The organism is Arthrobacter endolithicus (assembly GCF_026627425.1).
Taxonomy (GTDB): Bacteria; Actinomycetota; Actinomycetes; order Actinomycetales; family Micrococcaceae; genus Arthrobacter_M.
The window spans coordinates 89,125-113,760 of sequence record NZ_JAPNLH010000006.1 but is presented as its reverse complement, the minus strand read 5'-3'; the positions used below and the strand labels follow the sequence as shown (position 1 = coordinate 113,760).

The 24,636-nt window shown below is 64.4% G+C and carries 22 protein-coding genes; 6 read left to right on the top strand and 16 right to left on the bottom strand.

Going from position 1 to position 24,636, the window contains the following annotated elements; all coding sequences use genetic code 11:
• Complete coding sequence (locus tag OS914_RS07190; protein ID WP_267545370.1) at positions 1-1,164, top strand: ScyD/ScyE family protein; 1,164 nt, start codon at positions 1-3, stop codon at positions 1,162-1,164.
• A gap of 97 nt (positions 1,165-1,261) precedes the next feature.
• Here OS914_RS07190 and rbfA read toward each other — a convergent pair whose 3' ends face one another.
• The 5 genes from rbfA to OS914_RS07165 form a co-directional block, all read right to left on the bottom strand.
• Complete coding sequence (gene rbfA / locus OS914_RS07185) at positions 1,262-1,735, bottom strand: 30S ribosome-binding factor RbfA (protein ID WP_267545369.1); 474 nt, start codon at positions 1,733-1,735, stop codon at positions 1,262-1,264.
• A gap of 85 nt (positions 1,736-1,820) precedes the next feature.
• Positions 1,821-4,823, bottom strand: coding sequence for a translation initiation factor IF-2 (gene infB, locus OS914_RS07180; protein WP_267545368.1), 3,003 nt, complete (start codon positions 4,821-4,823; stop codon positions 1,821-1,823).
• A 186-nt stretch (positions 4,824-5,009) separates the two neighbouring features.
• Positions 5,010-5,234, bottom strand: coding sequence for a YlxR family protein (locus tag OS914_RS07175; RefSeq protein WP_267545367.1), 225 nt, complete (start codon positions 5,232-5,234; stop codon positions 5,010-5,012).
• 271 nt (positions 5,235-5,505) lie between these two features.
• Positions 5,506-6,486 carry a transcription termination factor NusA gene (nusA, locus tag OS914_RS07170; protein WP_267545366.1) on the bottom strand — a complete coding sequence of 327 codons (981 nt, stop codon included), beginning with the start codon at positions 6,484-6,486 and terminating at the stop codon, positions 5,506-5,508.
• Position 6,487: 1 nt separating this feature from the next.
• On the bottom strand, positions 6,488-7,147 hold the full coding sequence (locus OS914_RS07165) for a ribosome maturation factor RimP (protein ID WP_324290627.1): 660 nt from the start codon (positions 7,145-7,147) through the stop codon (positions 6,488-6,490).
• A 168-nt stretch (positions 7,148-7,315) separates the two neighbouring features.
• Here OS914_RS07165 and OS914_RS07160 point away from each other — a divergent pair, with 168 nt between their 5' ends.
• The 3 genes from OS914_RS07160 (at position 7,316) to OS914_RS07150 (ending at position 10,674) form a co-directional block, all read left to right on the top strand.
• A complete protein-coding gene (locus tag OS914_RS07160) occupies positions 7,316-8,755 on the top strand; it encodes a DUF4439 domain-containing protein (protein WP_267545365.1) in 1,440 nt (479 codons plus the stop codon).
• Positions 8,756-8,821: 66 nt separating this feature from the next.
• Complete coding sequence (locus OS914_RS07155) at positions 8,822-9,556, top strand: VIT1/CCC1 transporter family protein (RefSeq protein ID WP_267545364.1); 735 nt, start codon at positions 8,822-8,824, stop codon at positions 9,554-9,556.
• 101 nt (positions 9,557-9,657) lie between these two features.
• Positions 9,658-10,674: an aminoglycoside phosphotransferase family protein gene (locus OS914_RS07150; protein WP_267545363.1), complete on the top strand. Its 1,017-nt coding sequence runs from the start codon at positions 9,658-9,660 to the stop codon at positions 10,672-10,674.
• Positions 10,675-10,702: 28 nt separating this feature from the next.
• Here the strand turns inward: OS914_RS07150 and OS914_RS07145 are convergent, their stop codons facing one another.
• Positions 10,703-11,503: a sulfite exporter TauE/SafE family protein gene (locus tag OS914_RS07145; protein ID WP_267545362.1), complete on the bottom strand. Its 801-nt coding sequence runs from the start codon at positions 11,501-11,503 to the stop codon at positions 10,703-10,705.
• Positions 11,500-13,299, bottom strand: coding sequence for a proline--tRNA ligase (locus tag OS914_RS07140; protein WP_267545361.1), 1,800 nt, complete (start codon positions 13,297-13,299; stop codon positions 11,500-11,502). Before OS914_RS07140 ends, OS914_RS07145 begins: the two co-directional genes overlap by 4 nt.
• A 317-nt stretch (positions 13,300-13,616) precedes the next feature.
• On the opposite strand from OS914_RS07140, the gene OS914_RS07135 reads away from it, so the two are divergent.
• Positions 13,617-14,360 carry an ABC transporter ATP-binding protein gene (locus OS914_RS07135; protein WP_267545360.1) on the top strand — a complete coding sequence of 248 codons (744 nt, stop codon included), beginning with the start codon at positions 13,617-13,619 and terminating at the stop codon, positions 14,358-14,360.
• Between the two features lie 8 nt (positions 14,361-14,368).
• Positions 14,369-15,112, top strand: a complete 744-nt coding sequence (locus OS914_RS07130; protein ID WP_267545359.1) for an ABC transporter permease — start codon at positions 14,369-14,371, stop codon at positions 15,110-15,112.
• A 181-nt stretch (positions 15,113-15,293) separates the two neighbouring features.
• On the opposite strand, the gene OS914_RS07125 is transcribed toward OS914_RS07130, so the two are convergent.
• The 9 genes from OS914_RS07125 to dxr all read right to left on the bottom strand — a co-directional run bounded on the left by OS914_RS07125 (position 15,294) and on the right by dxr (position 24,595).
• Entirely contained in the window at positions 15,294-15,866 is a 573-nt protein-coding gene (locus OS914_RS07125; RefSeq protein WP_267545358.1) for a PadR family transcriptional regulator, read from the bottom strand.
• A gap of 2 nt (positions 15,867-15,868) precedes the next feature.
• Positions 15,869-17,935 carry an NADPH-dependent 2,4-dienoyl-CoA reductase gene (locus tag OS914_RS07120; RefSeq protein ID WP_324290626.1) on the bottom strand — a complete coding sequence of 689 codons (2,067 nt, stop codon included), beginning with the start codon at positions 17,933-17,935 and terminating at the stop codon, positions 15,869-15,871.
• A 164-nt stretch (positions 17,936-18,099) separates the two neighbouring features.
• Positions 18,100-18,927: a GNAT family N-acetyltransferase gene (locus OS914_RS07115; RefSeq protein WP_267545357.1), complete on the bottom strand. Its 828-nt coding sequence runs from the start codon at positions 18,925-18,927 to the stop codon at positions 18,100-18,102.
• 19 nt (positions 18,928-18,946) lie between these two features.
• Positions 18,947-20,113, bottom strand: coding sequence for a flavodoxin-dependent (E)-4-hydroxy-3-methylbut-2-enyl-diphosphate synthase (gene ispG, locus OS914_RS07110; protein WP_267545356.1), 1,167 nt, complete (start codon positions 20,111-20,113; stop codon positions 18,947-18,949).
• Positions 20,114-20,240: 127 nt separating this feature from the next.
• Positions 20,241-20,534 (bottom strand): YciI family protein, encoded by a 294-nt coding sequence (locus tag OS914_RS07105; RefSeq protein ID WP_267545355.1) that lies wholly within the window; start codon positions 20,532-20,534, stop codon positions 20,241-20,243.
• 56 nt (positions 20,535-20,590) lie between these two features.
• Positions 20,591-21,016 carry a hypothetical protein gene (locus OS914_RS07100; protein ID WP_267545354.1) on the bottom strand — a complete coding sequence of 142 codons (426 nt, stop codon included), beginning with the start codon at positions 21,014-21,016 and terminating at the stop codon, positions 20,591-20,593.
• A gap of 102 nt (positions 21,017-21,118) precedes the next feature.
• On the bottom strand, positions 21,119-21,796 hold the full coding sequence (locus OS914_RS07095; protein ID WP_267545353.1) for a MarR family transcriptional regulator: 678 nt from the start codon (positions 21,794-21,796) through the stop codon (positions 21,119-21,121).
• Between the two features lie 206 nt (positions 21,797-22,002).
• The gene (locus OS914_RS07090; protein WP_267545352.1) at positions 22,003-23,331 is read right to left on the bottom strand and encodes a M50 family metallopeptidase; all 1,329 of its coding nucleotides are present in this window, start codon (positions 23,329-23,331) and stop codon (positions 22,003-22,005) included.
• A gap of 19 nt (positions 23,332-23,350) precedes the next feature.
• Positions 23,351-24,595, bottom strand: coding sequence for a 1-deoxy-D-xylulose-5-phosphate reductoisomerase (gene dxr, locus OS914_RS07085; RefSeq protein WP_267545351.1), 1,245 nt, complete (start codon positions 24,593-24,595; stop codon positions 23,351-23,353).
• Positions 24,596-24,636: the final 41 nt, after the last annotated feature.

Genomic DNA, 24,636 nt, shown 5'->3' with positions numbered 1-24,636 from the left:
ATGCGCAGAATAGTCATCCGGGTCAGCGCCGTTGTCGCGCTGACCGCCCTCGTGGGGCTAGGCGCCGGTCCCGTCCACGCGGCCGGCAACAACCCGATACCGGTTCCCGGCACACCGGAGACATTGGCCAGCGGCCTCTTAACACCGCTGAGTCTGAGCGTTGGCTCATCCAAATCCGTTTACTTCACGCAGAACTTTGCCGGTTCGCTGAACAAGGTGGACGCGAAAGGCGCAGTCAGTACCGTCTACCAGGCTTCCGTCCCGGGCCATGAGATCGGCGCGGTCTCTTCCCGGTTCGGCATGACCTATTTTGCGGAGAACGCCGGAGCAGGCCAAGCTCCGGCCCCCAACATCGGTATCATCAAGTCTATTTCGTCCACTGGAAAGGTTCGTTCGATCGCGGATGTCGCCCAGTACGAGGCCACACACAATCCCGATGGAAACGTCACCTATGGCTTCCGCGATCTGGACGCGGCCTGTCTGGCACAAATCCCTGCCGCCCTCCCTGGCAGCTACACCGGCCTGGCGGACTCACACCCCTACGCCACCGAGCCCGGCCTCTTCGAGATCTATGTCGCCGACGCGGGCGGCAATGACATCGTCGCTGTCAACCAGTTCACCGGCCGGGTGCGCACGGTCGCGGTGCTCCCGCCCTCGATAACGCACGTCACTGCTGCCGTCGCAACGTCCTTCGGGCTGCCCGCCTGTGCCGTTGGCCACGACTACTATTTCGAACCGGTTCCCACGGACGTCCGTTGGGGCCGGGATGGGTGGCTGTACGTCAGCACACTGCCCGGCGGCCCCGAAGGTGCCGCACTCGGGGCCCGGGGCAGCGTGTACAAGGTCAGTCCGTGGTCCTCAACTGTGCGGTTGGTTGCCTCCGGGCTCAATGCACCGACCGGACTTGCGCTCAGCCGGAGCGGAGACATCTATGTCGCCGAGCTTTTCGGCGGCCAGATCTCGGTGATCCAGCGCGGCACCTCGACGGCAAAGCCGTTCCTGGCGGTTCCGCTGCCGGCCGATGTGGCTATCCACGGCGGAACGCTCTACGCCACCGTCCACGCACTCCCCGGTAACGGCACACCGCCCGCGGGCCAGGTCATCAAGGTTCGGCTCAATACCGGCGAGGACAACTATCCGTCCCTGAACCAGTACGACGACTGACGCCGTTTGGTTGGCAGAAACCCGGTCGCGAAATACGTCAGGGGCGTCCGATCTTCGGATCGGACGCCCTGACTGCTACAGCAGTGAACCTGCGGGCTTACTTCTCCCCTGGCTCGGCCCCGGGGGCGTCGTCCGCCTCGGTGCCGGCGACATCGTCGTCCTTCTTGTACGGATCCGCATCTCCGGCGAAGGTCGCCCCCTGCGCAATCGCGGCGACCTCAGCGTCGCGCGCCTTGGCTGTCCGAATCAGATCCTCCAAGTGGCCGGCGTTGACAGGGATTTCGTCTGCGACGAATTCCAGCGTCGGCGTCAACCGGACCGTGACGTTTTTGCCCACTTCCTGGCGCAGCACTCCGCGGGCCTTTTCCAGCCCTACCTTTGCATCTGCCTGGGCTGTGTCATCACCAAGCACCGTGTAATACACCGTTGCGTGCTGCAGATCGTTGGTGACACGGGCATCGGTTACCGTGACGCCCTCCACCCTCGGGTCCTTGACCCGCCGGCGCAGGCCCTCAGCAACAATAACCTTTATCCGTTGCGCCAACTTAGCAGCGCGTGCCGTATCGGCCATAAAAATTCTCCTCAATCAGGTGAGGTGCGCAAAATGGGGCCTTTTAGCTTGTTCAGCCCCATTTTGCGCACCTCAGATGTCAATATTAAGCGCGCGGTTTCTCGCGCATCTCGAACGTCTCGATGATGTCCTCGGCCTGCAGGTCGTTGAACGACCCCAGACCGATACCGCACTCAAAGCCATCCCGGACCTCGGTGGCGTCATCCTTGAAACGCTTGAGCGAATCGACGGTGAGGTTCTCCCCGATAACCTTGCCGGCGCGCAGCACGCGTGCCTTCGAATTCCGACGGATGGTACCGGAGCGAACGATGGAACCGGCGATGTTTCCGAACTTGGACGAACGGAAGATCTCGCGGATCTCCGCCGTACCAAGCTGGACTTCCTCGTACTCCGGCTTGAGCATCCCTTTCAGCGCCAGCTCGATGTCATCGATTGCGCCATAGATGACCGAGTAGAAGCGCATGTCAACGCCTTCACGGTCCGCCAGATCGGCAACGCGCTCCGCCGGCTTGACGTTGAACCCGATGATGATCGCATTGTCCACGGTGGCCAGGTTGACGTCGTTCTGCGTGATGGCACCGACCCCGCGGTGGATGACGCGCAACTGGACACCCTCACCGACGTCGATCTTGAGCAGCGAGTCTTCCAGCGCCTCAACGGCACCGGAGACGTCACCCTTGAGGATGAGGTTGAGCGTGTCAACCTTACCCGCGGCGACTGCCTGATCGAAGTCTTCCAGGCTGATCCGCTTCCGGCGCTTGGCCAGGGCCGCGTTACGGTCCGCAGCTTCACGCTTTTCAGCGATCTGTCGGGCCGTGCGCTCATCCCCGGTGACGAAGAAAGTGTCGCCGGCACGCGGCACGTTGGACAGACCGAGCACCTGCACAGGACGGGACGGGCCCGCCTCTGTGATGTTGCCGCCGTCTTCGTCAAACATGGCCCGGACGCGTCCGTGCGCAGTTCCCGCCACGATCGTGTCGCCGACGCGCAGCGTACCGGACTGTACCAGCACCGTGGCAACGGCTCCGCGGCCCTTGTCCAGATTCGCTTCGATCGCAATACCGCGGGCGTCCTTGTTCGGGTTGGCGCGCATATCCAGCGCCGCATCCGCAGTCAGCAGGACCGCTTCCAGGAGCTCATCGATATTGAGGTTTTCCCGAGCCGAGACGTCCACAAACATCGTGTCGCCGCCGTATTCCTCGGGGACCAGGCCGTATTCGGTGAGCTGACCGCGGATTTTCTCCGGGTTGGCCCCTTCCTTATCGATCTTGTTAACCGCGACGACGATCGGCACGTTGGCTGCCTGCGCATGGTTGAGCGCTTCCACCGTCTGCGGCATGACGCCGTCGTCGGCTGCGACCACCAGGATGGCAATATCGGTAACCTTCGCACCACGGGCACGCATAGCGGTGAACGCCTCGTGGCCGGGAGTATCGATGAAGGTGATCCGACGCTCAGTGTCCTCGTGTTCGTGCACGATCTGGTACGCACCGATGTGCTGAGTGATGCCACCGTGCTCGTCCGCCATGACATCGGAGTTACGGATAGCGTCCAACAGACGCGTCTTACCATGGTCCACGTGTCCCATGACGGTGACGACGGGCGGACGGACCTCAAGGTCGTCGTCGCCCTCGGCCTCGAGCTCGGCTTCGAAGTCGATGTCGAAGTTGCTGAGCAGCTCGCGCTCCTCATCCTCCGGCGAAACAACCTGGAGCTTGTACCCAAGCTCGGTGCCGAGCAGGGCAAAGGTGTCCTCGTCCAGCGACTGTGTGGCGGTAGCCATCTCACCGAGGTGGAAGAGCACCGTCACCAGAGCCGCCGGGTTCGCCTCGATCTTGTCAGCGAAGTCGGTAATCGACGAACCGCGGCGCAACCGCACAATGGAGTTGCCATCGCCGCGGGGCACGCTCACGCCGCCGAGCGACGGAGCACTCATCTGCTCAAGTTCCTGCCGCTTTGCCCGCTTCGACTTGCGCTGCTTGCCGCGGCCGGCGCCTCCCTTACCGAAGGCACCCTGGGTCCCGCCGCGTCCACGGCCACCCTTGCCGAAACCGCCGCCTGCCGGTGCGCCGGTGCCGCCGCCGGCACCCGGAGCAGCGCCGGTGCCCGGTGCACCCGGACGTCCACGGCCGGCTCCGCCGGGACGATCATTGCCGCGGCCCGGGGCCGCAGGCCGCTCGGTGCGGTTTGGCATCATTCCCGGAGTCGGGCGGGCTCCGCCGGGACGCGGAGCGCCCGGACGGGGACCACCTGCACCTGCTGCAGGACGAGGTCCACCGGCGCCGGCTGCGGGACGAGGACCGCCCGTGCCTGCTTCAGCAGTACGGGGGGCTCCGGTTCGGGGCATACCCTGCGACGGAGCGAACGGGTTATTGCCCGGGCGCGGGCCAGCCGCACCGGGTCGTGCCGGACGTTCGCCTTCACCGCGGTCGGGGCGACCCGAGCGGGGCATGCCTTGCGAGGGAGCGAACGGGTTGTTGCCCGGACGCGGGCCGGCGCCACCTGGCCGGCCTGTAGCGGCAGGACGGGACGGGGCCGGGGCGGCCGGAGCTGGTGCCGGACGGGCACCGGGCTTGACGCCGGTGGAAGCAGCGGCAGGCACAGCAGCTGTTGCCGGTGCGACCTCCGCCGGTGCAGCGGCTGCCGGCGCGGGGGCAGCAGTAGCCGACGCAGCAGGAGCGGGTGCCGGTGCTGCCGGAGCTGGGGCAGCCGCTGTCGGCGCGGGCCCGGAGAATGCTGCGGCGGCCGGGGCCGAAGCAGCAGCCGGAACCGACGAGGGCGCAGCCGCTGCGGCCGAGGGCGCTGCGGGTGCAGGGCTGACCGGTCCCGGAGTGGCCGAGGCTGTGGGAGCCTGTCCGGCCGGCTTCGGCCCGGTCTTGGCTGCCGCGGGGGCAGACCCGGAGCCATTGGTACCGGCGGATGCCTTGGGTGCGGTGGGGAACGCGTCGCGAAGCTTCTTCACGACGGGGGCCTCGATGGTCGAGGAAGCGGAACGGACGAACTCGCCCAGTTCCTGAAGCTTGGTGACAGCTTCTTTAGAGGTGATGCCGAGCTCTTTAGCGAGCTCGTGTACGCGGGCCTTGGCCACATTTCTCCTGTCTCGGCCCGCACCGGACAGGTACGAGCCTCTAATTCTTAATGCGACATTCCATGCTGGAACGTGCGGTGTGAGAGCATAAAAAATCACTCATCGTTGGGCACTCATCGCTGGGTACTCATCGGGTTTCCATCAGTGTTCTGACCCGCTTTCAGGTTGGACAGTTCTAGGTCTGCGTTACTGCTCTCCCACTACCACTTCAGCAGAGCCCAAAGCGCGTATGTGGCTCTGCACGGACGAGCAGTCGACGACGCCCGGAAGGGCGCGGCCGATGGCACGTCGCTTAAGCGCCAGCGCAAGGCACTGAAGACACGGGTGCAACCAGGCACCCCTGCCCCAGAGGCGACGGCGGGGATCGGCCACCGCGGCAATGACGCCGTCGGCAGATTTTTCCCGCACCATCCGCAGTAACTTTGACTGGGTGTCACGACAACGGCAACCAACACATGTACGCAACGGTAAAGCCGGTGTTTGAACCACCAGTGGAGCTTCAAACACTGCAGTTGCCTCAAATGGGAGTTGACGGTCGCTGACCCGGTCATACCCATTCTAGCGCCTAGGGCGAAGCGATCCTAAACCCGAACCATCGGGCCCGCTAGTTGGCACGCGGGAAAATGCCCGACGGCGGCCCGGCTTCAGTTTCATCCGTGTGTGGCGGAACTGTTGCGGAAAGCTACTCGGCTGCGGCCACGGCCGCATCGGAGACGATGTCGATGCGCCAACCGGTGAGCTTGGCAGCCAGACGCGCGTTCTGCCCTTCCTTGCCGATCGCCAGCGACAGCTGGTAATCCGGAACAACAACACGGGCGCTTCGGGTGTCCGCGTCGGTGATCGTGACGGAAATGACCTTGGACGGTGAAAGTGAATTGGCAATAAAGGTTGTCGAATTCTCACTGAAATCGACGATGTCGATCTTCTCATCGTTGAGCTCGCTCATGACAGCGCGCACACGGGAGCCCATTTCACCGATGCAGGCGCCCTTGGCATTGATGCCGGGCTGATGGGCGAGGACTGCGATCTTGGTCCGGTGCCCGGCTTCCCGCGCCAGTGCCACAATCTCCACCGATTTATCCGCGATTTCCGGAACTTCCAGCTCGAATAGTTTCCGCACGAGCCCCGGGTGTGAGCGCGACAGCGTAATCGAGGGACCCTTGAGCCCGCGGCGTACGTCAATGACGAAGGCCCGGATTCGGTTCCCGTGCTTGTACTGCTCGCCCGGGACCTGCTCCGTGGGAGGCAGCAGAGCCTCCACCGAGCCCAGGTTCACCTGGACCATCTTCGGGTTATGGCCCTGCTGGATCTGTCCGGAAACCAGCTCACCCTCCTTGCCGCGGAATTCGCCCAGAACGTTGTCATCTTCAACATCGCGCAGCCGCTGCAAAATGATCTGCCGTGCCGTGCTTGCCGCGATCCGGCCAAAACCGGCGGGCGTGTCGTCAAATTCGCCCACAGCCGTCCCGTCTTCATCGAGCTCGGCGGCCCAAATTGTGACGTGCCCGTTCTTGCGGTCCAGTTCCGCCCGGGCCGCAGGGATTGCTCCCGGTGACTTGTGGTAAGCCACCAGCAATGCCTGTTCGATTGTGGGAATCAGCAGATCCAGCGGGATCTCGCGTTCACGCTCCAGCAATCTCAGCGCGCTCATATCGATATCCATGTCAGCTTTCCTCTCCCCCGACCGCACCTGCGGCCGGACCAAAATCTTCATTCCCCTCGGCATCGGGGCTGCCCTCGTCCAAGTGGCTGAACTCAACTTCGACCGTGCCCCGGCGGATTTTATCGAAAGATATCTGTTCCGGATTGCCCTGTTTGGGCTTCATCCCCTTTTTAACTGTCAGCTCCGGACGGATGGTTATCCCGTCGTCGTCGACCTCCAGGAGCCTTCCGGTCACATTCTCGCCCTGCACCACGTTGACCTTCACCATCCGGCCGCGGGCGCGGTACCAGTGCCGACGCTCGGTCAGCGGCCTGCTCACACCTGGGGAAGACACTTCCAGGTCGAAGGGGCGGCCGTCATCATGCGGATCGGCTTCCAGGACGTCGGAGATCTCACGGGAAATTGTCGCGATCACGTCCAGGCCGACTCCGCCGCGAAGATTCTGTTCAAGGTCGACGACGACGCTAACTGTCCGGTGCGCCCCCGCAAGGTGGACGCTCACGTCCTCCAAAAAGAGTCCATGGTTGGCGACCGTGGGATTGAGCAGGTCAAAGAGCCGCTGTGCTTCCGCGGTGCCGGCAAGGTTTCCACCATCCGAAAGGCTGTCCGAATGCAGAGTGTCAGACGCACCGTGAGCGTTGGGCTGATTCGGCTGGTTCATGAGTTTGCCGCCTCCCGGTTAGATGATGTTGTAGCCCATAGCCTACCGAGTTCCCGGCCGATCCGGTGAACCGGGACCGTCCTTAACCGCACGTGCTGGTGGCTTCCCACCGACGGCTCCGATGCGCAGGTGAATGCGGAGCCGCGGGTCGTGACATCATCAAGTGTTGTGACCGACTCCCGCTCCCGCGCCGACGGCGCCGCCGACGATGACAGCCGCCCGCCCGGTGCCACATCCTCCGGAATCACCCACGGCACCGGCCCCAACGGGCCGCGCCGGGCCGCTGACCCTTCCGGTCCCCTGGCCGGTCCCGCCGGGGGTACTTCTTCTGCTGTCGCAGCCGCCACGGGCCCCGAAACAGCGGCGGCTTACGTGCGGGATGCCGAACCATCCGCGGGAGTGGCTGCCCAGCTGAGTGCACCGGTAGAGACCAAACTCACGCCCTCGCCAGCGCCGGAAACCGCCCTGCAGACCACGGGAGGTACCCTGAGGCGGCTGCTCTTGCTGCTGCTCACGGGCACCGTAGTCCTCGGAATGGGGACCGCCATCGTCAGTGTTAAAGCAGTGGGGCCTGCCGGTCCGTCGACCAGCGAGCGGGCGCGAGTGGACGAGCTTCACCGTGTCACGGCCCTTGCCGGTTCCGCCGCCACCCTGGAAGCCGCGGCGGGCGTGCCCGCCGTTGCCCTCCAGCTCCGGAGCGCCAGGACAATGCTGGACGTCTACGCGGCCGCGCTGTCGGTCCCCGGCGACGTAGCCACGGATTCCGCCACTGCGGCGACGTCGTCGATGGAGCAGACCAGCCGGACCCAGCCCGGGCCGGCGGGTATCCCGGAACTGATCCTAGGGCTCACGGCCAGCAGCACTGCCTCTCTCACGGCGGCCCGTACTGCACCGGGAGGCCTGGCACGGGTACTGGCGGCAGGAGGCGCAGCCGCCCTCATGCAGGCCCGCGCGCTTGCCGCGGACGTCGGGAACACCGTTCCCGAATCCCCCTATCTGGCTGCTTCCGGCTCACGCGGCCCGGCGGGAACCGGCGGGGCAAACGGGACGTCGCCCAAGCCCGGCGCGTCCCCCACCGCGGTCCCTGTCGCCGCGCCCACCCCGGCGCCGTGTGCCACGCAGCGGACAGCGCCTGCGGGGGTCAATGACGACCAGGCCCTGCTGGCCGCGGTGGAAGCCGAACACAAGGCCGTCTATGCGTATCAGGTAGCGGCGACACGGCTGGCCAACCCGACCTCAAGCCTGGCCGTGCGGATTCTGTCGGACCATGAATCGACCCTGTCCTCGCTCCAGGACTTGCTCACCGCACGGTGCCTTGCGCTTCCGGCGCTGCAGCCCGGGTACGAGCTGGCCCCGGGATTCACCGCAACTCCGGCCGCTGCGCTGGCAACTCTGGAGGACCAGCTTGCTATTGTCTATGCGCAGCTGCTGGCGCTCAGCGAGCCTGCCGACGGCGGCTCAGCTGCCGTTGTGCGCACGACAGCCCTAATGGCGTTGGTTCATAACGCCCAGCACCGCTGGAGTTGGGGGCAGCCGGAAGTGCCTCTTCCGGGAATCGACCGGCCGGCAGCTGTCGGGCCGGTCGATTTCCGGAAGAGTCCGAAATAGGGCCAGCGAAACTAGGGCATCCTTTCCTTGCTGGCGTTGCCGGGTGGGCAGTGGTTTGCTTATTCCATGAGCGAGGCACAGGGACTCCATACGCACGACAACGAACCGCACCAGCAGGACACCGCGCAGCGGCTTAATTGGCTTCGCGCAGGCGTGCTGGGCGCCAACGATGGAATCGTTTCAGTAGCTGCCATCGTTGTCGGGGTTGCCGGCGTCACCGTCAGTACCGGTCCGATTCTGACCGCAGGGATGGCAGGGTTGGTTGGCGGCGCAATCTCTATGGCGCTGGGTGAATATGTTTCGGTCAGCAGCCAGAGCGACAGTCAGCGGGATCTGATTGCCAAGGAGCGCCGCGAGCTGGCCGAACAGCCCGAGGAGGAGCTGGCCGAGCTGGCGGCGATGTACCAGGCCAAGGGCCTGAGCGCGGCTACCGCTGCGCAGGTGGCGGAGGAACTCACAGCCGGCGACGCGCTGGCTGCGCATTTGTCCATTGAGCTCAATATCGATGAGCAGGACGTTGTCAGTCCATGGCACGCCGCGCTGGCCTCTGCGGTTGCCTTCACCATCGGGGCGATTCTGCCGCTCCTGGCGATTCTGCTGCCTCCGGAAGGGTGGCGGGTGCCCGTTACCTTCGTCGCCGTCCTGATCGCCCTGGGTGCCACCGGTTGGCTGGGTGCACGGATCGGCGGTGGCTCGCGCACGCGCGCAGCGTGGCGGGTGGTCATCGGCGGAGCCGTGGCACTGGCTGCTACCTATGCGATCGGGCATCTGCTCGGTGCCAGCGGCATCGTCGGCGGCTGATTCACACCGGATACGTTAGGCCCGGCCCGCGGCATGTGCCGCGCTATGACATTCTTTCCCCGGACGCGCCACCGGGCTGTCCGAGCAGTAGGCTATGGACTGTGGCCGCCGTCGTACCAATCCCCGCCGACCTGCTGAGGCGATACGCCACCAGCAGCGTCCGGCGCACGTGGCTGGCGAGCCTGCCCGGGCTGCTGGATAAATCCCTGCAGCGTTGGAATCTCTCGGTGGATTTACCGTCCGGACTGGAACCGTGGAACGGCAAGACGGGAATTGTGCTGCCGGTGAAGTCCGACGACGGCACTCCGGCCGTCCTGAAGATCGCCTTTCCTTCGGCCGAGACCCGTTTGGAGCCGCTGGCCCTGCAAGTGTGGGACGGGCACGGTGCCGTGCGCCTGCTGCAGCGCGATGCCGGCGATTGCGCAATGGTGCTGGAACGACTGGATGCCTACCGCTCCCTGCAGGTGTGCCCGGTGGATTTGGCCGTTGAGGTCTGGGGCGGCATTGTGCGGCTGCTCTCGGTATCCCCGAACGTCTGGCCCGGGGGGTCCGAGCTATCAAACATTGCGGACACTGCCGAGCGCTGGAGTGACGATTTGCCGGCCGACTGGGATGAGCTGGGACGGCCCTTCGACCGCTGGCTCCTGGAAGCCGCGCTGGAGGTGTGCCAGACACGCGGGGCCGTGGGCCGACGATCATCCCTGGATGTCCTGGTGCATTCCGATCTGCATTTTATGAACATCCTCGGCCGGCCCGCGGATGCGAGCTACGCAGCAATCGACCCGCAACCGACGGTGGGCGAGGCAGAATTTGCGGTTGCTCCCTGCCTATGGAACAGGATTCCGGAGCTTGCCCGGAGCGATCCGCAGACGGCGTTGCGCGAACGATGCGCGGATCTGTGTGCTGCCGCCGGCCTGGACTACGAGATCGCCCGGCAGTGGACTATCGCGCGTGAAGTGGACAACGCCCTGTGCTATTTAGCCGATCGGGCGCATCCTGGCAGCATGAACTCCGGCAGTTCGGCGGGCGATGCCCAAAGATCACTCTGGGTGGCCAGCACCTTGGCCGGCAGAACACTGTCCTGGTTGCCGGCAGCCCACGAGCTTAAAACCCTGTGACCACCAAACACCAAAATCCTGACAGGGCCTAGCCGTGCGCGAAGTTCTCCTGCCACACGTCATAGCCAAGCTTGACGATCAGGACCCCGACCACCAGCAGGAACACGACGCGAATGAAGCCGCTGCCCTGCCTGACTGCGGTGCGGGCGCCAAGATAGCCACCGGCCATATTCGCCCCGCCCAGCAGCAGGCCCACACCCCACAGCAGCGAGCCATGCGGGAGGAAGAACAGCAGGGCGCCGACGTTCGTTGCCATATTGACGATCTTGGCCTTCGCGCTGGCCTCCAGGAATGCATAGCCCATCAGGGTCACCAAGGCAATGATCAAAAAAGAGCCGGTTCCCGGGCCGATCAGTCCGTCGTAGAAACCGATGACCGCGCCGATGATGCCGGCCAGGACGTAATGCCGGTGGCCGGTGTGCCGCAGGGCGGTCAGTTCACCGACGTTGGGCTTGAGAGCGGTAAAGAGGGCCACCGCAACGAGGGCGACGACGATGATCGGCTTAAATACTGACTGCGGCAGATGGGCTGCCAGCACCGCACCGCCGAAGCTCCCGCCGAGCGCCACCACCGCCATAGGAATGGCCGTCTTGAGGTCCGGCCCCACCCGACGGTAATACGTCACGGCACTGGTGGTCGTGCCAAAAATGGAGCCCATTTTGTTGGTCGCCAACGCCTGCACGGGGCTAATCCCCGGAATCATCAGCATGACGGGAAGCTGGATCAAACCCCCGCCACCGACGACGGCGTCAACCCAGCCGGCGGCGAAGCCGGCCACGATCACCAAAATGATCGTGGCCAGCTGAAGGTTTTCGAATCCGGAGATCACCTTCCGGCGGTGCTGAGCACGTACTGCACTGCATCGCCGACGGCAATGTTCTCGGCTTCACCCGTCGCGCGGTCTTTGATTTCCACGACGCCGTCCACCAGGCCACGGCCGACAGCCAGGATGGTGGGGACTCCGATCAGCTCGGCATCGGAGAACTTCACGCCCGGCGAGACCTTGGGCCGGTCGTCGTAAATGACCTCCAGGCCCGCCGCTTCGAAGTCATCGGCCAGCTTCTGCGCAGCGGCGAAAATCTCCTCGCCGCGTCCGACGGCGACAATATGGACATCCGCAGGGGCGACGGATCGCGGCCAGCACAGACCCTTGTCATCGTGGTTCGATTCGGCCAACGCAGCTACGGCCCGCGTCACGCCGACCCCATAGGATCCCATCGTCACCACCGCCAGCTTGCCGTTACGATCCAAGACCTTTAAGTCCAGCGCCTGTGCGTACTTACGGCCAAGCTGGAAAATGTGTCCCATTTCGATGCCCCGTGCCGCTTCCAGGGGGCCGGACCCGTCCGGGGCTTCATCCCCGGCGCGGACCTCCACGGCTTCGATGGTGCCGTCCCAGCCAAAGTCACGGCCGGCAATTAGCCCGAAAACATGCTTCCCGCTCTCATTGGCCCCGGTGATCCAGGAGGTCCCCGAGACCACACGGGGATCCACCAGGTACAGCAGTTTGCTGGCCCCTTCGGAGCCCAGCACCGCAGCATCCAGGCTCAGGCCCGGACCGATGTACCCCTTGACCAGCAGGGCGTGTTTCTTGAGATCTTCCTCGTTGGCGGCCTCGACGCCAATTTCGCCTGCCATTGGCAGGTAGGAGCCAATATTGGCTTCGATGCGCTTGAGGTCCACCGCGCGGTCGCCCGGAAGGCCAACGACGACGATCTGCCGTTCACCGGTGGGCAGATCCACCGCGAGCACGACGTTTTTCAGCGTATCGGCTGCGGTCCACACGTCCGACCCGCGGGGGGCGATCGTATTGGCAGACTGCACCAAGGTGGCGATTGTGGGCGTAGCGGGAGTATCCAGGACCCGGGCAGCGGGCGCCATGCTGTAGTCAATCTCCGCGGGCGGCACCGTCGAGACAGCTTCAACATTCGCCGCATAGCCGCCGGCCGAGCGCACGAACGTGTCCTCCCCGATCGCCGTTGGGTGCAGAAACTCTTCGCTCTTGGACCCGCCCATGGCACCGGCCGTGGCAGCAACAGGGACGATGTCAAGGCCGAGGCGTTCGAAGATCCGCAGATAGGCGCCCCGGTGAGCCTGATAACTGGCTTCCAGTCCGTCGTCGTCAATGTCGAAGGAATACGAATCCTTCATGATGAACTCCCGTCCGCGCAGCAGTCCCGCCCTAGGACGCGCCTCGTCGCGGTACTTGTTCTGGATCTGGTAGATACTCAGCGGCAGATCCTTGTAGGAGCCGTAAAGATCCTTGACGAGCAGAGTAAACATTTCCTCATGCGTAGGCGCCAGCAGGTAATCCGCACCCTTGCGGTCCTTCAGGCGGAAAATACCGTCCCCATATTCGGTCCACCGGTTGGTGACCTCGTAGGGCTCCTTCGGCAACAGCGCCGGGAAATGCACCTCCTGCGCGCCGATGGACGTCATTTCCTCACGGATGATCTCCTCCACCTTGCGCAGCACCCGCAGGCCAAGCGGCAGCCACGTGTAAATACCGGGGGCGGCACGGCGGATATAACCGGCACGCAGCAGCAGCTTGTGGCTGGCGACCTCGGCTTCGGCAGGGTCTTCGCGAAGGGTGCGAAGGAAGAGGCTGGAAAGGCGAAGGACCACGCGGGAGTTCCGTTTCTTGAGGTGTTGCTTGAACGTGCCGGTAGGTTTCGGTGGCTACCGGGGCAATTCGGGACAAAGAGGGCGACTTCCAATCTACCGGTTTCCGCTGCACGCCACATGCTGATGCGCGTGATGCTGGTGGTGCAGACAGTCGCTGGGCCCTCGGCTGGGCCGAGTTGCTGCTGGTGGGCCTGTGGTTTGGTGCCGCACCTTCCGAAGCAGAACGCGGAGAACTATTCTGTGGACACGGGTATCCCGTGGGCCTAGTTTGGAATTCATCGACTGATGAATAACCGGCAGTTCCACAGGAGGATCGTATGGGCCACCACGCGGCGCCCAGCGTCGAAGTCCGCGCCCTGCACGTGCTCCGCGGGAAAACCATGGTCCTGACCGACGTGGACTTCAGCATTCCTACCGGGCGTATCACCGGACTGCTGGGACCCTCGGGAAGCGGCAAAACCACACTGATGCGTGCGATCGTTGGGGTCCAGCGCATCACCTCGGGTTCAGTGCAGGTGATGAACAGGGCTGCGGGCAGCCCGGAACTGCGCCACGAGGTCGGTTATGTTACTCAGGCACCCAGTGTCTACCGGGATCTGAGCGTTGAGGACAACGTCCGCTACTTCGGTGCCATGCATGGGCGAAACCGGGCGCAGGCCAAAGAAGCGATCGACGCCGTCGGGCTGGGCGGGCTGGCAAAACGCCGGACGGCGGATCTGTCCGGCGGTCAGTTCAGCCGCGTTTCGCTGGCCTGCGCCCTCGTCTCCGACCCGCGCCTGCTGATCCTGGATGAACCAACGGTCGGGTTGGATCCGGTACTGCGGGCGGAACTTTGGGAACGCTTCGCCCGGCTCGCCGCGGACGGCACAACGTTGATCATCTCCAGCCACGTCATGGAAGAGGCCAGTCACTGCGACACCCTGCTCCTCTTGCGTGAGGGTCGGTTACTGGCCCAGCTCACCCCCGACGAGCTCCGCCTCCGCGGCGCAGCAGATGATCTGGAACTGGCCTTCCTGCACATGATCAAGGCGGACATTGCCGGCCGGGCCGGCGCGGCATGAATCCTTCGATGCTGGGAGCAACAGCTGCCCGCGTGCTCCGGCAACTCCGTGGTGACCCCCGCAGCATAGCCCTGATCCTGGTGGTTCCGGCCGTGCTGCTGGCCTTTGTCTACTACCTGTTCGAAAATGAAACGCTGCCACCGGGCGTCCCCCGCACTTTTAACCGGGTGGGGCTGATGATGCTGGCTATCTTCCCCTTCGTGGTGATGTTCCTGGTCACCTCCATCACGATGCTGCGCGAGCGGACGTCGGGGACCTTGGAGCGGCTGCTGACTACGCCCATCCATAAGGCGGATCTGTTATTTGGTTACGCATTGGCCTTCTCCATCATGGCGGCCCTGCAGTCTCTGGTGGCCACCGCCGTCGCCTATTGGGTCTTCGGATTGGACATCAAGGGCAATCCCGGCTGGGTGGTTGTGGTGGCGGTCCTTAACTCAGTGCTGGGGGTGGCGCTGGGGCTGTTGTGTTCGGCTTTTGCGCGGACCGAATTCCAAGCTGTGCAATTCATGCCGGTGGTAGTGATCCCGCAGATTCTGCTTTGCGGTCTCTTTGTCCCCCGGGATCAGATGAATTCCGTCCTGGAGCTGATCTCGAATGTGCTCCCGTTGAGCTATTCGGTGGATGCGCTGCAGGAAATCGCCGCACACACAACGTCCACCGCGACCATGGCCGCAGACCTGCTGGTGATGGTCGGCTTTGTTCTGTCGGTGCTGCTGCTCGCGTCCCCCACGCTGCGCAGACGTACGCCGTGATGGCAGGCGCGGCGCGGTTGGGCGGCGACACCGCACCGGGGGTCCGCGGCGAAACCCTCATAACCGCTGGCTTGTGCGCCCGGCCAGGAGGCCATAGCCCTCGTGGCACCGACGTTGCAGCAGTACCTGACGGGAGGTTTGCCCTGAGGGCACCGCCGACCTCATTGCGGGACCGTAGTGTTCAGGGTTCCAGCGTCCTGAGCGTCTCCTCGGCCCAGCTGACCCAGGCCCGTTCAAACATGATCCCGGCCCGCAGCACCGCGTGCTGCAGCCGGTGATCCGGCGTGCCTGGTGCCCGCGCCTCGGAACCGGCCGCAAAGTCATGGGCCTCTACCGCCTGGTAAAAGGAGAGCTGGCGCTGATGCAGCTCACGGTGCCGGGCCAGTTCCGCGCGAAGGATGCCCGCCCGCGCCGTGTCCGCCTGCACGGTGCCCGCCTGGATGACCGCCGCCGCCCGGAGCCGTACCAGGAGAGCGTCCCGGACGGGCTGCGGATCCTGCGCCAGGCTGGTCCAACGCTCCAGCTCCGCCAATCCGGCGGGGATGACGGCGAAGTCGCGCTTTCGCCCGCGGGTCGCTTCCCGGGCCGCGGACCGGATGAGACCGCGTTCCTCCAGCCGGGCCAGCTCGCGGTAGATCTGCTGATGGGTGGCCTGCCAGAAATAGCCGATCGACTTATCGAACCTTTGCGCCAACTCCGCCCCGGAGCCGGGCTTTTCCAGCAGGGAAGTAAGGATTGCATGCGGCAGCGACATGGCTAAAGAACGGCCCCCAGCCGGGTACCCTGGTTGATTGCCCGTTTGGCATCGAGTTCCGCGGCCACGTCTGCCCCGCCGATAAGGTGCACCGGAGCACGGCTTCCGGCCTGCCCAGCCGGTCCCCCCTGCACGGAGAGTGCCGCTAGTTCTGCCAGCTCCGCCAGCAGCTCCCGCTGCGGATCCTGCCCGGTGCACACGATCACCGTGTCGACGGCGAGAATCTGCTTCGTGCCGTCGACGCTTAGGTGCAGGCCGTCGTCGTCAATTCGGTGATAGGTGACTGCGGGAATCATCAGCACGCCCTTGGCCTTGAGCTCCGTGCGGTGGATCCAGCCGGTTGTTTTACCCAGCCCCGCCCCGATCTTGCTGGCCTTGCGCTGCAGCAGGTAAACCGTACGGGCCGTGGTTGGCCGCAGGGCTGGCCGGATGCCACCACGCTCGGCATAGTCCGGATCGATCCCCCATTCACGGTAAAACTTATCCGGCACCATGGTGGCGCTGGCGCCGTCGGCCGTAATGTACTCCGCCAGGTCGAAGCCGATGCCGCCGGCACCCAGAATCGCGACCCTCGCCCCGACAAACTTCCCGTCCCGGACCACTTCCGGATAGGTCAACACACTGGGATGGTCCAGCCCCTCGATCTGCGGCATCCGCGGGGTGACCCCGGTGGCCAAAACGATTTCATCGAAGCCGCCCGCTGCCAGCTCGACGGCTCCGACTCGCGTGTTCAAACGGACCTGCACCCCGAGCAGCTGGAGCTGGCGGCCAAAGTAGCGGATGGTTTCATAAAACTCCTCCTTGCCGGGAATCTGCTTGGCAATGTTGAACTGGCCGCCCAGCTGGGCGTCCGCCTCAAACAGCGTCACCGAATGCCCGCGCCCTGCCGCCGTTACCGCAAAGCTCAGACCTGCCGGACCGGCGCCGACGACGGCTATCCGCTTGGCTGCCGACGTCGGCTCGATCACGATTTCCGTCTCGTGGCAGGCGCGGGGATTGACCAGGCAGGAGCTGGTCTTGCCAACGAAGGTGTGGTCCAGGCAGGCCTGGTTGCAGGCAATACAGGTATTGATTTCATCCGCGGCCCCACGGGAGGCCTTCAGGACAAAGGCCGGATCGGCCAGCAGCGGCCGGGCCATCGACACCATGTCCGCAAATCCGTTGGCCAGCAGCTCCTCGGCCACCTCTGGAGTATTGATCCGATTAGTGGTGATCAGCGGGATGGACACCGAGCCCATCAGCTTCTTGGTCACCCAGGCAAAACCGGCCCGGGGCACGGATGTGGCCACCGTGGGGATGCGTGCCTCATGCCAGCCGATTCCGGTATTAATAATGGTTGCCCCGGCGGTTTCCACCGCCTGCGCCAGCTGGATAACTTCTGCCAAAGTGGACCCGCCCTCCACCAGATCCAGCATGGACAGGCGGTAAATGATAATGAAATTCCGGCCCACCCGTTCGCGGGTGCGGCGCACGATTTCCAACGGGAACTGAATCCGATTTTCGTACGGACCGCCCCAGGCGTCTTGGCGTTCGTTGGTGCGCGAGACGATGAACTCATTGATCAGGTAGCCCTCAGAACCCATGATTTCCACGCCGTCATAACCGGCCTGCTGTGCCAGTCCTGCGGCGTCCACGAAGTCCTCGATGGTCTGTTCCACCTCCTGCGAACTAAGCGGACGCGGCACCAGCGGGCTGATCGGCGCCTGCACGGCACTCGGGGCCACCGGTTCCGGTTGCGCCGAATAACGTCCAAAATGCAGCAGTTGCAGCGCGATTCTGCCGCCATTGGCATGTACGGCAGCGGTGACAAGCCGGTGCTGCTCCGCCTCACCCTCGGTGCTCAGCTTCGCTCCGCCCGCAGCGGGGCGTCCCTGCTCATTGGGGGAAATGCCACCGGTGACCATCAAGGCGACACCGCCGCGGGCCCGCTCGGCATAAAACGCCGCCATCCGTTCAAAGCCGTGCGGCAGCTCCTCCAGACCCACGTGCATGGAGCCCATCAGCACCCGGTTCGGCAACGTCATGAAACCCAGATCCAGCGGCTTCATCAGATGAGGATAGTTCGTCACGGATGCAACTCCTTAAGGCAACTAGTTGCATAAAGGATACGGCAGGCCTGGACCGGGAGCCAGTGCGTGGTCAGCGGCCAGCGTGGCCGCTGAAGTTCCTGCAGGACGCGTTCTGCGCAAGAAATTCCCCACGCCCGTGTGCTGCGGAGAACAAACTGGAAAATCTAATACAAGACCGTGGCGAACGTCCCCACCTGCCGGAAACCCACGCGCTGGTAGGTGGCACGGGCCCGTAGATTGTAGTCGTTGACATAAAGGCTGGTCAGCGGCGCGTGCCGCAGTGCAAGGCGGACGACGGCGGCCATATAGCCGGCGCTGAGGCCATGTCCCCGGTAGTCGGGGTTGAGCCACACGCCCTGGATCTGGCTGGCTTCGGCGGAAATGGCCCCCAGGTCTGCTTTAAAAACAACCTCTCCGGCGTCGTTTACATGGCTTAGGGAGTGGCCCTGATCGATCAGCCCTGCAACGCGTCGACGGTAGTGCTCTTCGCCACCGACGAATGGCGAATAGCCCACTTCTTCTTCAAACATCGCCGCGGCCGCCGGAAGAATGGCGTCAAAATATTCCCCTCTGGTGCGGACCAGTCCCGGATGACCGGGCAGAATCGGGTCCGAGGCCATCACGAGGAGCGGCTGGTTGGCTCTGACGTCAACCGGCTTGACGCCGGCGGCCTCCAACTCAGCGAAAATGGTCAGGACGGCTTCGGCAGGTCCGAAGATTGACGCCGGCTTGCGCGCGGAGGTTGCGAGCCAGCGCCCGAAAGTCTGGGCGTGCAGAGCAGTCGCCTGGACGGGGATAACATTCGCGCCGACCCAGCAGGCGGCCGCCAGTGCGCCGTCGTCCTCAAAATACCCCAGCATCACCGTGCCCGAAGACGGCGGGACAGCAGTTCCTCCTGCCGCCAGCTGGGACGCCACAAAGACATTGGCTACCGGGTCGCGACCGGCCAGCTGGGCCAGGGCCGCCGTATCCTGGGGACCCAGGGGCCGCACCGGGCCGGCGCTGGGGGCACTACGAGACGCTAACCACGGGGCCACCCTTGAGCGAATCGTCGCCACTGGCGTCCTCCATCTGCTCCGCGATTTTCATGGCCTCTTCAATGAGTGTCTCAACAATCTGGTCCTCGGGAACAGTCTTGATGACCTTTCCCTTCACAAAAATCTGGCCCTTGCCGTTTCCGGAAGCAACACCAAGGTCAGCCTCACGGGCCTCGCCGGGGCCATTGACCACACAGCCCATCACCGCCACGCGCAACGGGATTTCCATGCCTTCCAGCCCGGCGGTCACCTGCTCGGCCAAGGTGTACACATCGACCTGGGCCCGGCCACAGGACGGGCAGGAAACGATTTCCAGTTTGCGGGGCCGCAGATTCAGGGACTGCAGAATCTGATTGCCCACCTTAATCTCCTCCACCGGCGGCGCGGAGAGGGATACCCGGATCGTATCGCCAATGCCCTTGGACAGCAGCGCCCCGAAGGCGGTGGCGGATTTGATGGTGCCCTGAAAAGCGGGCCCGGCCTCCGTCACGCCCAGGTGCAGCGGCCAATCACCGCGCTCGGCCAGCAGCTCATAGGCCCGCACCATGACTACCGGATCATTGTGCTTGACGGAGATCTTGAAGTCGTGGAAATCATGTTCCTCGAACAGGGATGCCTCCCACACCGCCGACTCCACCAGTGCCTCCGGCGTGGCCTTACCGTATTTTTCCATCAGGCGCGGGTCCAGTGAGCCGGCGTTGACGCCGATCCGGATGGATGTGCCATGGTCCTTGGCGGCCTGCGCGATCTCCTTAATCTGATCATCAAATTTGCGGATGTTTCCCGGATTCACCCGGACTGCCGCACAACCGGCGTCAATTGCCGCAAAAACGTACTTCGGCTGGAAGTGGATATCTGCGATAACCGGAATTTGGGATTTCCGTGCAATGATCGGCAACGCTTCGGCGTCGTCTGCGGACGGACACGCCACCCGGACAATGTCGCAGCCCGAGGCCGTGAGCTCGGCGATCTGCTGAAGCGTGGCGTTTATGTCCGTGGTCGGCGTTGTCGTCATGGACTGGACGCTGATCGGCGAATCCGAACCGACGCCGACTGAGCCAACCTTTATTTGCCGTGTTTTGCGTCGCGGGGCGAGTACGGGAGGAGGTGCTTCCGGCATTCCAAGACTGACCGAGGTCAAAATGTGCTCCTTGTGGTTCTGCGTGAACCTGTTGTCTCGCGGGCTTGCCGTGGCCGCGCAGACGTGACGCAACCTCGGTCAACTTCAATTATAGGCCTTCTGAACTGTTCACAGCCCTGGTTCCTGGTCACTGCACGTGGCTGCTCAGCTGTCCGAGAATGGGGCTCCAGGAGGTGGACTTCAACCCGGTAATGCAGCCGGCGATGTTGAAAGGATCCTCCGTCAATAGGCGGTTCAGGGCGTTTTTATCCTCGGTTTTGACGATCAACAACGCGCCGGTTCCGTCGCCAAAGGGACCCGAGGCCAGGATTCGTCCGTCGTCGACGAGAGAAGCCAGCCAGGCACGGTGCGCGGGACGGTGCTCATCGCGGATATCCGCGGTCTCCGGACTGTAGACATATTCCACTGCATAAATATTCATGCAGCTAGCCTAGCGGGAGGTGCCTTGGAGCATCGTCATCGCAGGCCCCAACGGGCTCAGGGACTCAGCAGGAGCCACTTGACCAGCACCGCGACAGCCGCGGCCCACAGCATGGAACTAAGGGTGCCGATGATGAACCTCTCACTGGCGGCCGGACTTTGTCGTAGTTCCGGATATCTGCCCAGTCCCTTGATTGCCACGACGTAGGCGATGGCCACCGGCTGGTCCGCGAGGACGGCGACGACGACGGCGGTCCGCTCCAGGAAGCCGATAACCAGTCCTCCGCGCAAAACACCAGGGGGCGGACGCTCCGGTGTAGCCACGGGTGGAACAGCCGTGCCGGTGGTCGACCCGGCCGGGGCCGGTGGTCCCTCCGCGTCCAGGACCTCCACCGCCCGGGCCAGTCGTAGCATCGCCGTGGTGAAAGGCCAGCCCGCGCCTGCCGCCACGAGGACGGTCAACACAGTCCACAGTCCCTGCATCACTTCCCTTTCGTCCGCTTCACGGCTACCCCGTTTCCGGCCCGTTCCGCACACGGCCCGTTCCGCACAGCCTAACGGTGGTATCCGACAGTGGCTTCGGTCCTACTGCCCGCCCGGGGATTCGCGGGGTACGGGCCCTGTGCCGGCGAGGCCCAACAGGGCCGCAGCCGCTACCCTCCCCTTTTGCTCTTCCTTCCAGCCGGAGCGCAGCACCGCCTTGCTGACCGCCTGTGGACTGATCCCCAGCCGCTGCGCGACGGCCGCCTGCCCTCCCCGCTCACCGGGCGTGAGCAGGTCTAGCACACGCCATTCGGCGTCGGTCCGGGCCCGGACGAGGCGGCCGATCAACACCAGGACGGCTTCGGCGCCCGCCGCCAAGTGTGCCGGTTCCAGCAGGCCGCAGCCCGGTTCGCGTTTTCCGGAGCTGGCCGAGGGTGAGCCGTATCTGACGGCGAGCGGGACTCTCTCTCCCGACTTTTTGGCCGCTTCCACGGCCGACCGGGCCGCGACAAAGGCCGATCCGCTGCCCTCCCGCGAGCTGGCCGGTAACGGCAGATCCACGGACCCCAGTCCTACACCCACGTACCAATGCCCGGAACGCAGCGCCCGCATGGCCACTTCGACGGCGGTCCCTGCGTCCGCCACGACGCCCTGTACCTCATCGCCTACCGACCGCTCAAAGGTCAGCGTCGTGCTGACGTCTCGCAGGGTCGACAAAAAGTCCGGGACCAGATCACGTCCCAGCCGGCTGGCCCGCTGATCCATAGTGAGGACAAACATAAAACAACTATATTACGTTGATCATTCCAAAACAACCAATTTACGGTGATGTCTATCGGGTTGCTTTGGGAGGTAAATGAGTGCGCCCCAGACCTTGGCACAACTTAAAACCGCCCGGATAAGGCAACCTCTTGTGGTTGATTGAGCAATATCAACCTGCAGCTGGCGCAGCCTCGCCGCGCAACGCCCGGCTCCGGCAGGGAGCATCACCCGAAGATGTTGATCGGCTTGACGATGTCCGCATACATCAGCAGTGCACCCATCACCAGTAGCAGGGATGCCACCACATAAGTCAGGGGCAACAGCTTGGCAATGTCGAAGGCGCCGGGATCTTTGCGGCCCAGGAGCTTGGCCGCCCGTCGCCTGGCACCTTCATACAGCGCGCCCGCAACATGCCCGCCGTCAAGTGGCAGCAGCGGAATCAGATTGAAGATACACAACGCCAGGTTAACGCCGGCCAGTAGACCGACCAGGGTGGCAATCCGGGCGCTCAGCGGCACCTGTTCCATCGCCGCGACCTCACCGGCAACCCTGCCGACGCCAACCATGGAAATGGGGCCGTTGGGATCGCGGGGCTCACTGCTGAAGGCGGCCTTGGCCACGCCCACCAGCCGCTGCGGCAGGTTCACCACGACGCCGGAAATCTTCACCAAGCTCTCGCCCACCGCGGGAAGTACCGCGCTAGCGGGCTGAGCCACCATGGCCGATGTTGGCCCCACTCCGATGAAGCCAACTTCCTGGGTGGCAGGCTGGCCCTTACTGTCAAGGACGACGGCGCCGCTGGCGTCGGTAACGGGTCGCGCCGTTAAAACCGGAGTGATGGTCATGGTGACATCCTGGCCGGCGCGCCGGACGGTCACCGGGACCTGCCGCCCGGCCGAAGCACGGATCCACGCGGTCATATCGGCCCACCCGGTCACGGCCTTGCCATCGAAAACCGTGATCACGTCACCGGGCTTGAGCCCGGCAGCGGCGGCCGGAGTCTTATTGCACGTGCTCTGATCCGCCGGTGCACTCTGGCCGTAGGCAACCTGGCAGGCGTTCACCTCGGCCAGCGTCGTCGTCGCCTGCGGCGTGCCGAAGCCCATCAGCAGCACTCCCGTGAGCACCACGCCAATGAGCAGATTCATGAAGGGGCCGCCGAGCATAATGATGATCTTTTTCCAGACCGGCAGCCTGTAGAACAAACGGTGTTCGTCCCCCGGGCCTACATCCTCGTGGGCAAGGCTGCGGGCCTCGGTGGCGAGCGTCTGAAACATTCCCGTGCTGGAGGGCCGGACGCTCCCGTCCGCGGCGTTCGGCGGATACATCCCGATCATGGCCACATAACCGCCGGCCGGAATGGCCTTGAAGCCGTACTCGGTTTCGCCCTTCTTCCTGGACCACAGCGTCGGGCCGAAGCCGATCATGTACTTCGTCACGCGCACTCTGAAGAGCTTCGCGGGCACCAGATGCCCCACTTCGTGCAGGGCAATGGACACGGCAACGCCCACGGCGACGAAAACGACGCCCAGGATAAATAGCACAACTGTCACAGTAATCTTTCCGTCTCGCTTAGCGGCTGATCAGAGCTAAACGCTCGGTGGTGCGGGCCCGTGCCCACTTCTCAGCATCCAGTACGGAATCGAGGGTGAGCTGTGGATTCGCTGAGTGCTCGCCGAGAACCCGCTCAATGGTCTCAACGATGTCCAGGAAACGGATTTTTCCCTGGTGAAACGCATGCACGGTCTGCTCGTTCGCGGCGTTGTAGACGGCGGGAAAGGTACTCCCCTGCTGCGCCGACGTCCGGGCCAGCTCAACGGCGGGGAAAGCCGTGGAATCCAGCGGTTCAAAGGTCCAGCTGGCCACCTTGGTCCAGTCGCACGCGGGTACGGCACCGGCCACCCGATCCGGCCATGCCAGCCCCAGCGCGATGGCCAGGCGCATATCCGGAGGGGAGCACTGCGCAAGGGTGGAGCCGTCCGTGAACTGCACCATGGAATGCACCACCGACTGCGGATGCACGACGACGTCGATCCGGTTCAGCGGGACATCGAACAGCAGGTGGGCTTCAATCAATTCGAGACCCTTGTTCACCAACGTAGCCGAGTTCGTGGTCACCATCGGACCCATCGACCACGTGGGATGCTGCAGAGCCTGCGCGGGAGTAACATCGGTCAGCTGTTCGCGGCTCATCGCCCGGAACGGCCCACCGGAGGCAGTGAGAATCAGCCGGTCGACTTCCGCGGCGCTGCCGGAGCGCAAACACTGCGCCAGCGCGGAGTGCTCCGAATCAACCGGCACCAGCTGCCCGGGTGCGGCTGCGTCCCTGACCAGCTGGCCGCCAACGATCAGGGATTCCTTGTTCGCAAGGGCCAGCAGGGCGCCGGATCTCAGCGCGGCCAACGTCGGGGCGAGACCGATGGACCCGGTAATGCCGTTAAGCACGACGACGGGGCCCGGCCCGGGTGCCGGCCAGCCGGCGATGGCGGTGGCGGCGTCGGGTCCGGTGACGATCTCCGGGCGGTAGCCGCGCACCCCCGCAGCGGCGGCGGCGTCGTCGATCATCTCCTGCAGTACGGAGGCATCACCGACCGCCGCGCCGACCGCCGCCGCACCGGTGAGCACTGCCTGCCTGGCCAGCAGCTGCAGATTAGCCCCGCCGGCGCTGAGCGCCAGAACCTCAAACCGCGGGCTGCCATCGTCGAGCCGGGCGCGGTCGATGACGTCCAGTGCCTGCGTGCCGATGGAGCCCGTCGAGCCCAGTAGAATGATCTGCCGCGGTCCGTTCTGCCCATCGTGTTCCCGGTATGTCTGCATGCTTCCAGTATCCCAGCAGAAACCGGTCCGGGCTGGCCGCC

What these genes read in the sequence shown, in the direction of transcription:
- OS914_RS07190 (WP_267545370.1), top strand. Translation starts at nt 1, where the DNA reads ATGCGCAGAATAGTCATCCGGGTCAGCGCCGTTGTCGCGCTGACCGCC.
- rbfA (WP_267545369.1), bottom strand. Translation starts at nt 1,735, where the DNA reads ATGGCCGATACGGCACGCGCTGCTAAGTTGGCGCAACGGATAAAGGTT.
- OS914_RS07175 (WP_267545367.1), bottom strand. Translation starts at nt 5,234, where the DNA reads ATGGTGCGGGAAAAATCTGCCGACGGCGTCATTGCCGCGGTGGCCGAT.
- nusA (WP_267545366.1), bottom strand. Translation starts at nt 6,486, where the DNA reads ATGGATATCGATATGAGCGCGCTGAGATTGCTGGAGCGTGAACGCGAG.
- OS914_RS07165 (WP_324290627.1), bottom strand. Translation starts at nt 7,147, where the DNA reads ATGAACCAGCCGAATCAGCCCAACGCTCACGGTGCGTCTGACACTCTG.
- OS914_RS07155 (WP_267545364.1), top strand. Translation starts at nt 8,822, where the DNA reads ATGAGCGAGGCACAGGGACTCCATACGCACGACAACGAACCGCACCAG.
- OS914_RS07135 (WP_267545360.1), top strand. Translation starts at nt 13,617, where the DNA reads ATGGGCCACCACGCGGCGCCCAGCGTCGAAGTCCGCGCCCTGCACGTG.
- OS914_RS07130 (WP_267545359.1), top strand. Translation starts at nt 14,369, where the DNA reads ATGCTGGGAGCAACAGCTGCCCGCGTGCTCCGGCAACTCCGTGGTGAC.
- OS914_RS07125 (WP_267545358.1), bottom strand. Translation starts at nt 15,866, where the DNA reads ATGTCGCTGCCGCATGCAATCCTTACTTCCCTGCTGGAAAAGCCCGGC.
- OS914_RS07105 (WP_267545355.1), bottom strand. Translation starts at nt 20,534, where the DNA reads ATGAATATTTATGCAGTGGAATATGTCTACAGTCCGGAGACCGCGGAT.
- OS914_RS07100 (WP_267545354.1), bottom strand. Translation starts at nt 21,016, where the DNA reads ATGCAGGGACTGTGGACTGTGTTGACCGTCCTCGTGGCGGCAGGCGCG.
- OS914_RS07095 (WP_267545353.1), bottom strand. Translation starts at nt 21,796, where the DNA reads ATGTTTGTCCTCACTATGGATCAGCGGGCCAGCCGGCTGGGACGTGAT.
- dxr (WP_267545351.1), bottom strand. Translation starts at nt 24,595, where the DNA reads ATGCAGACATACCGGGAACACGATGGGCAGAACGGACCGCGGCAGATC.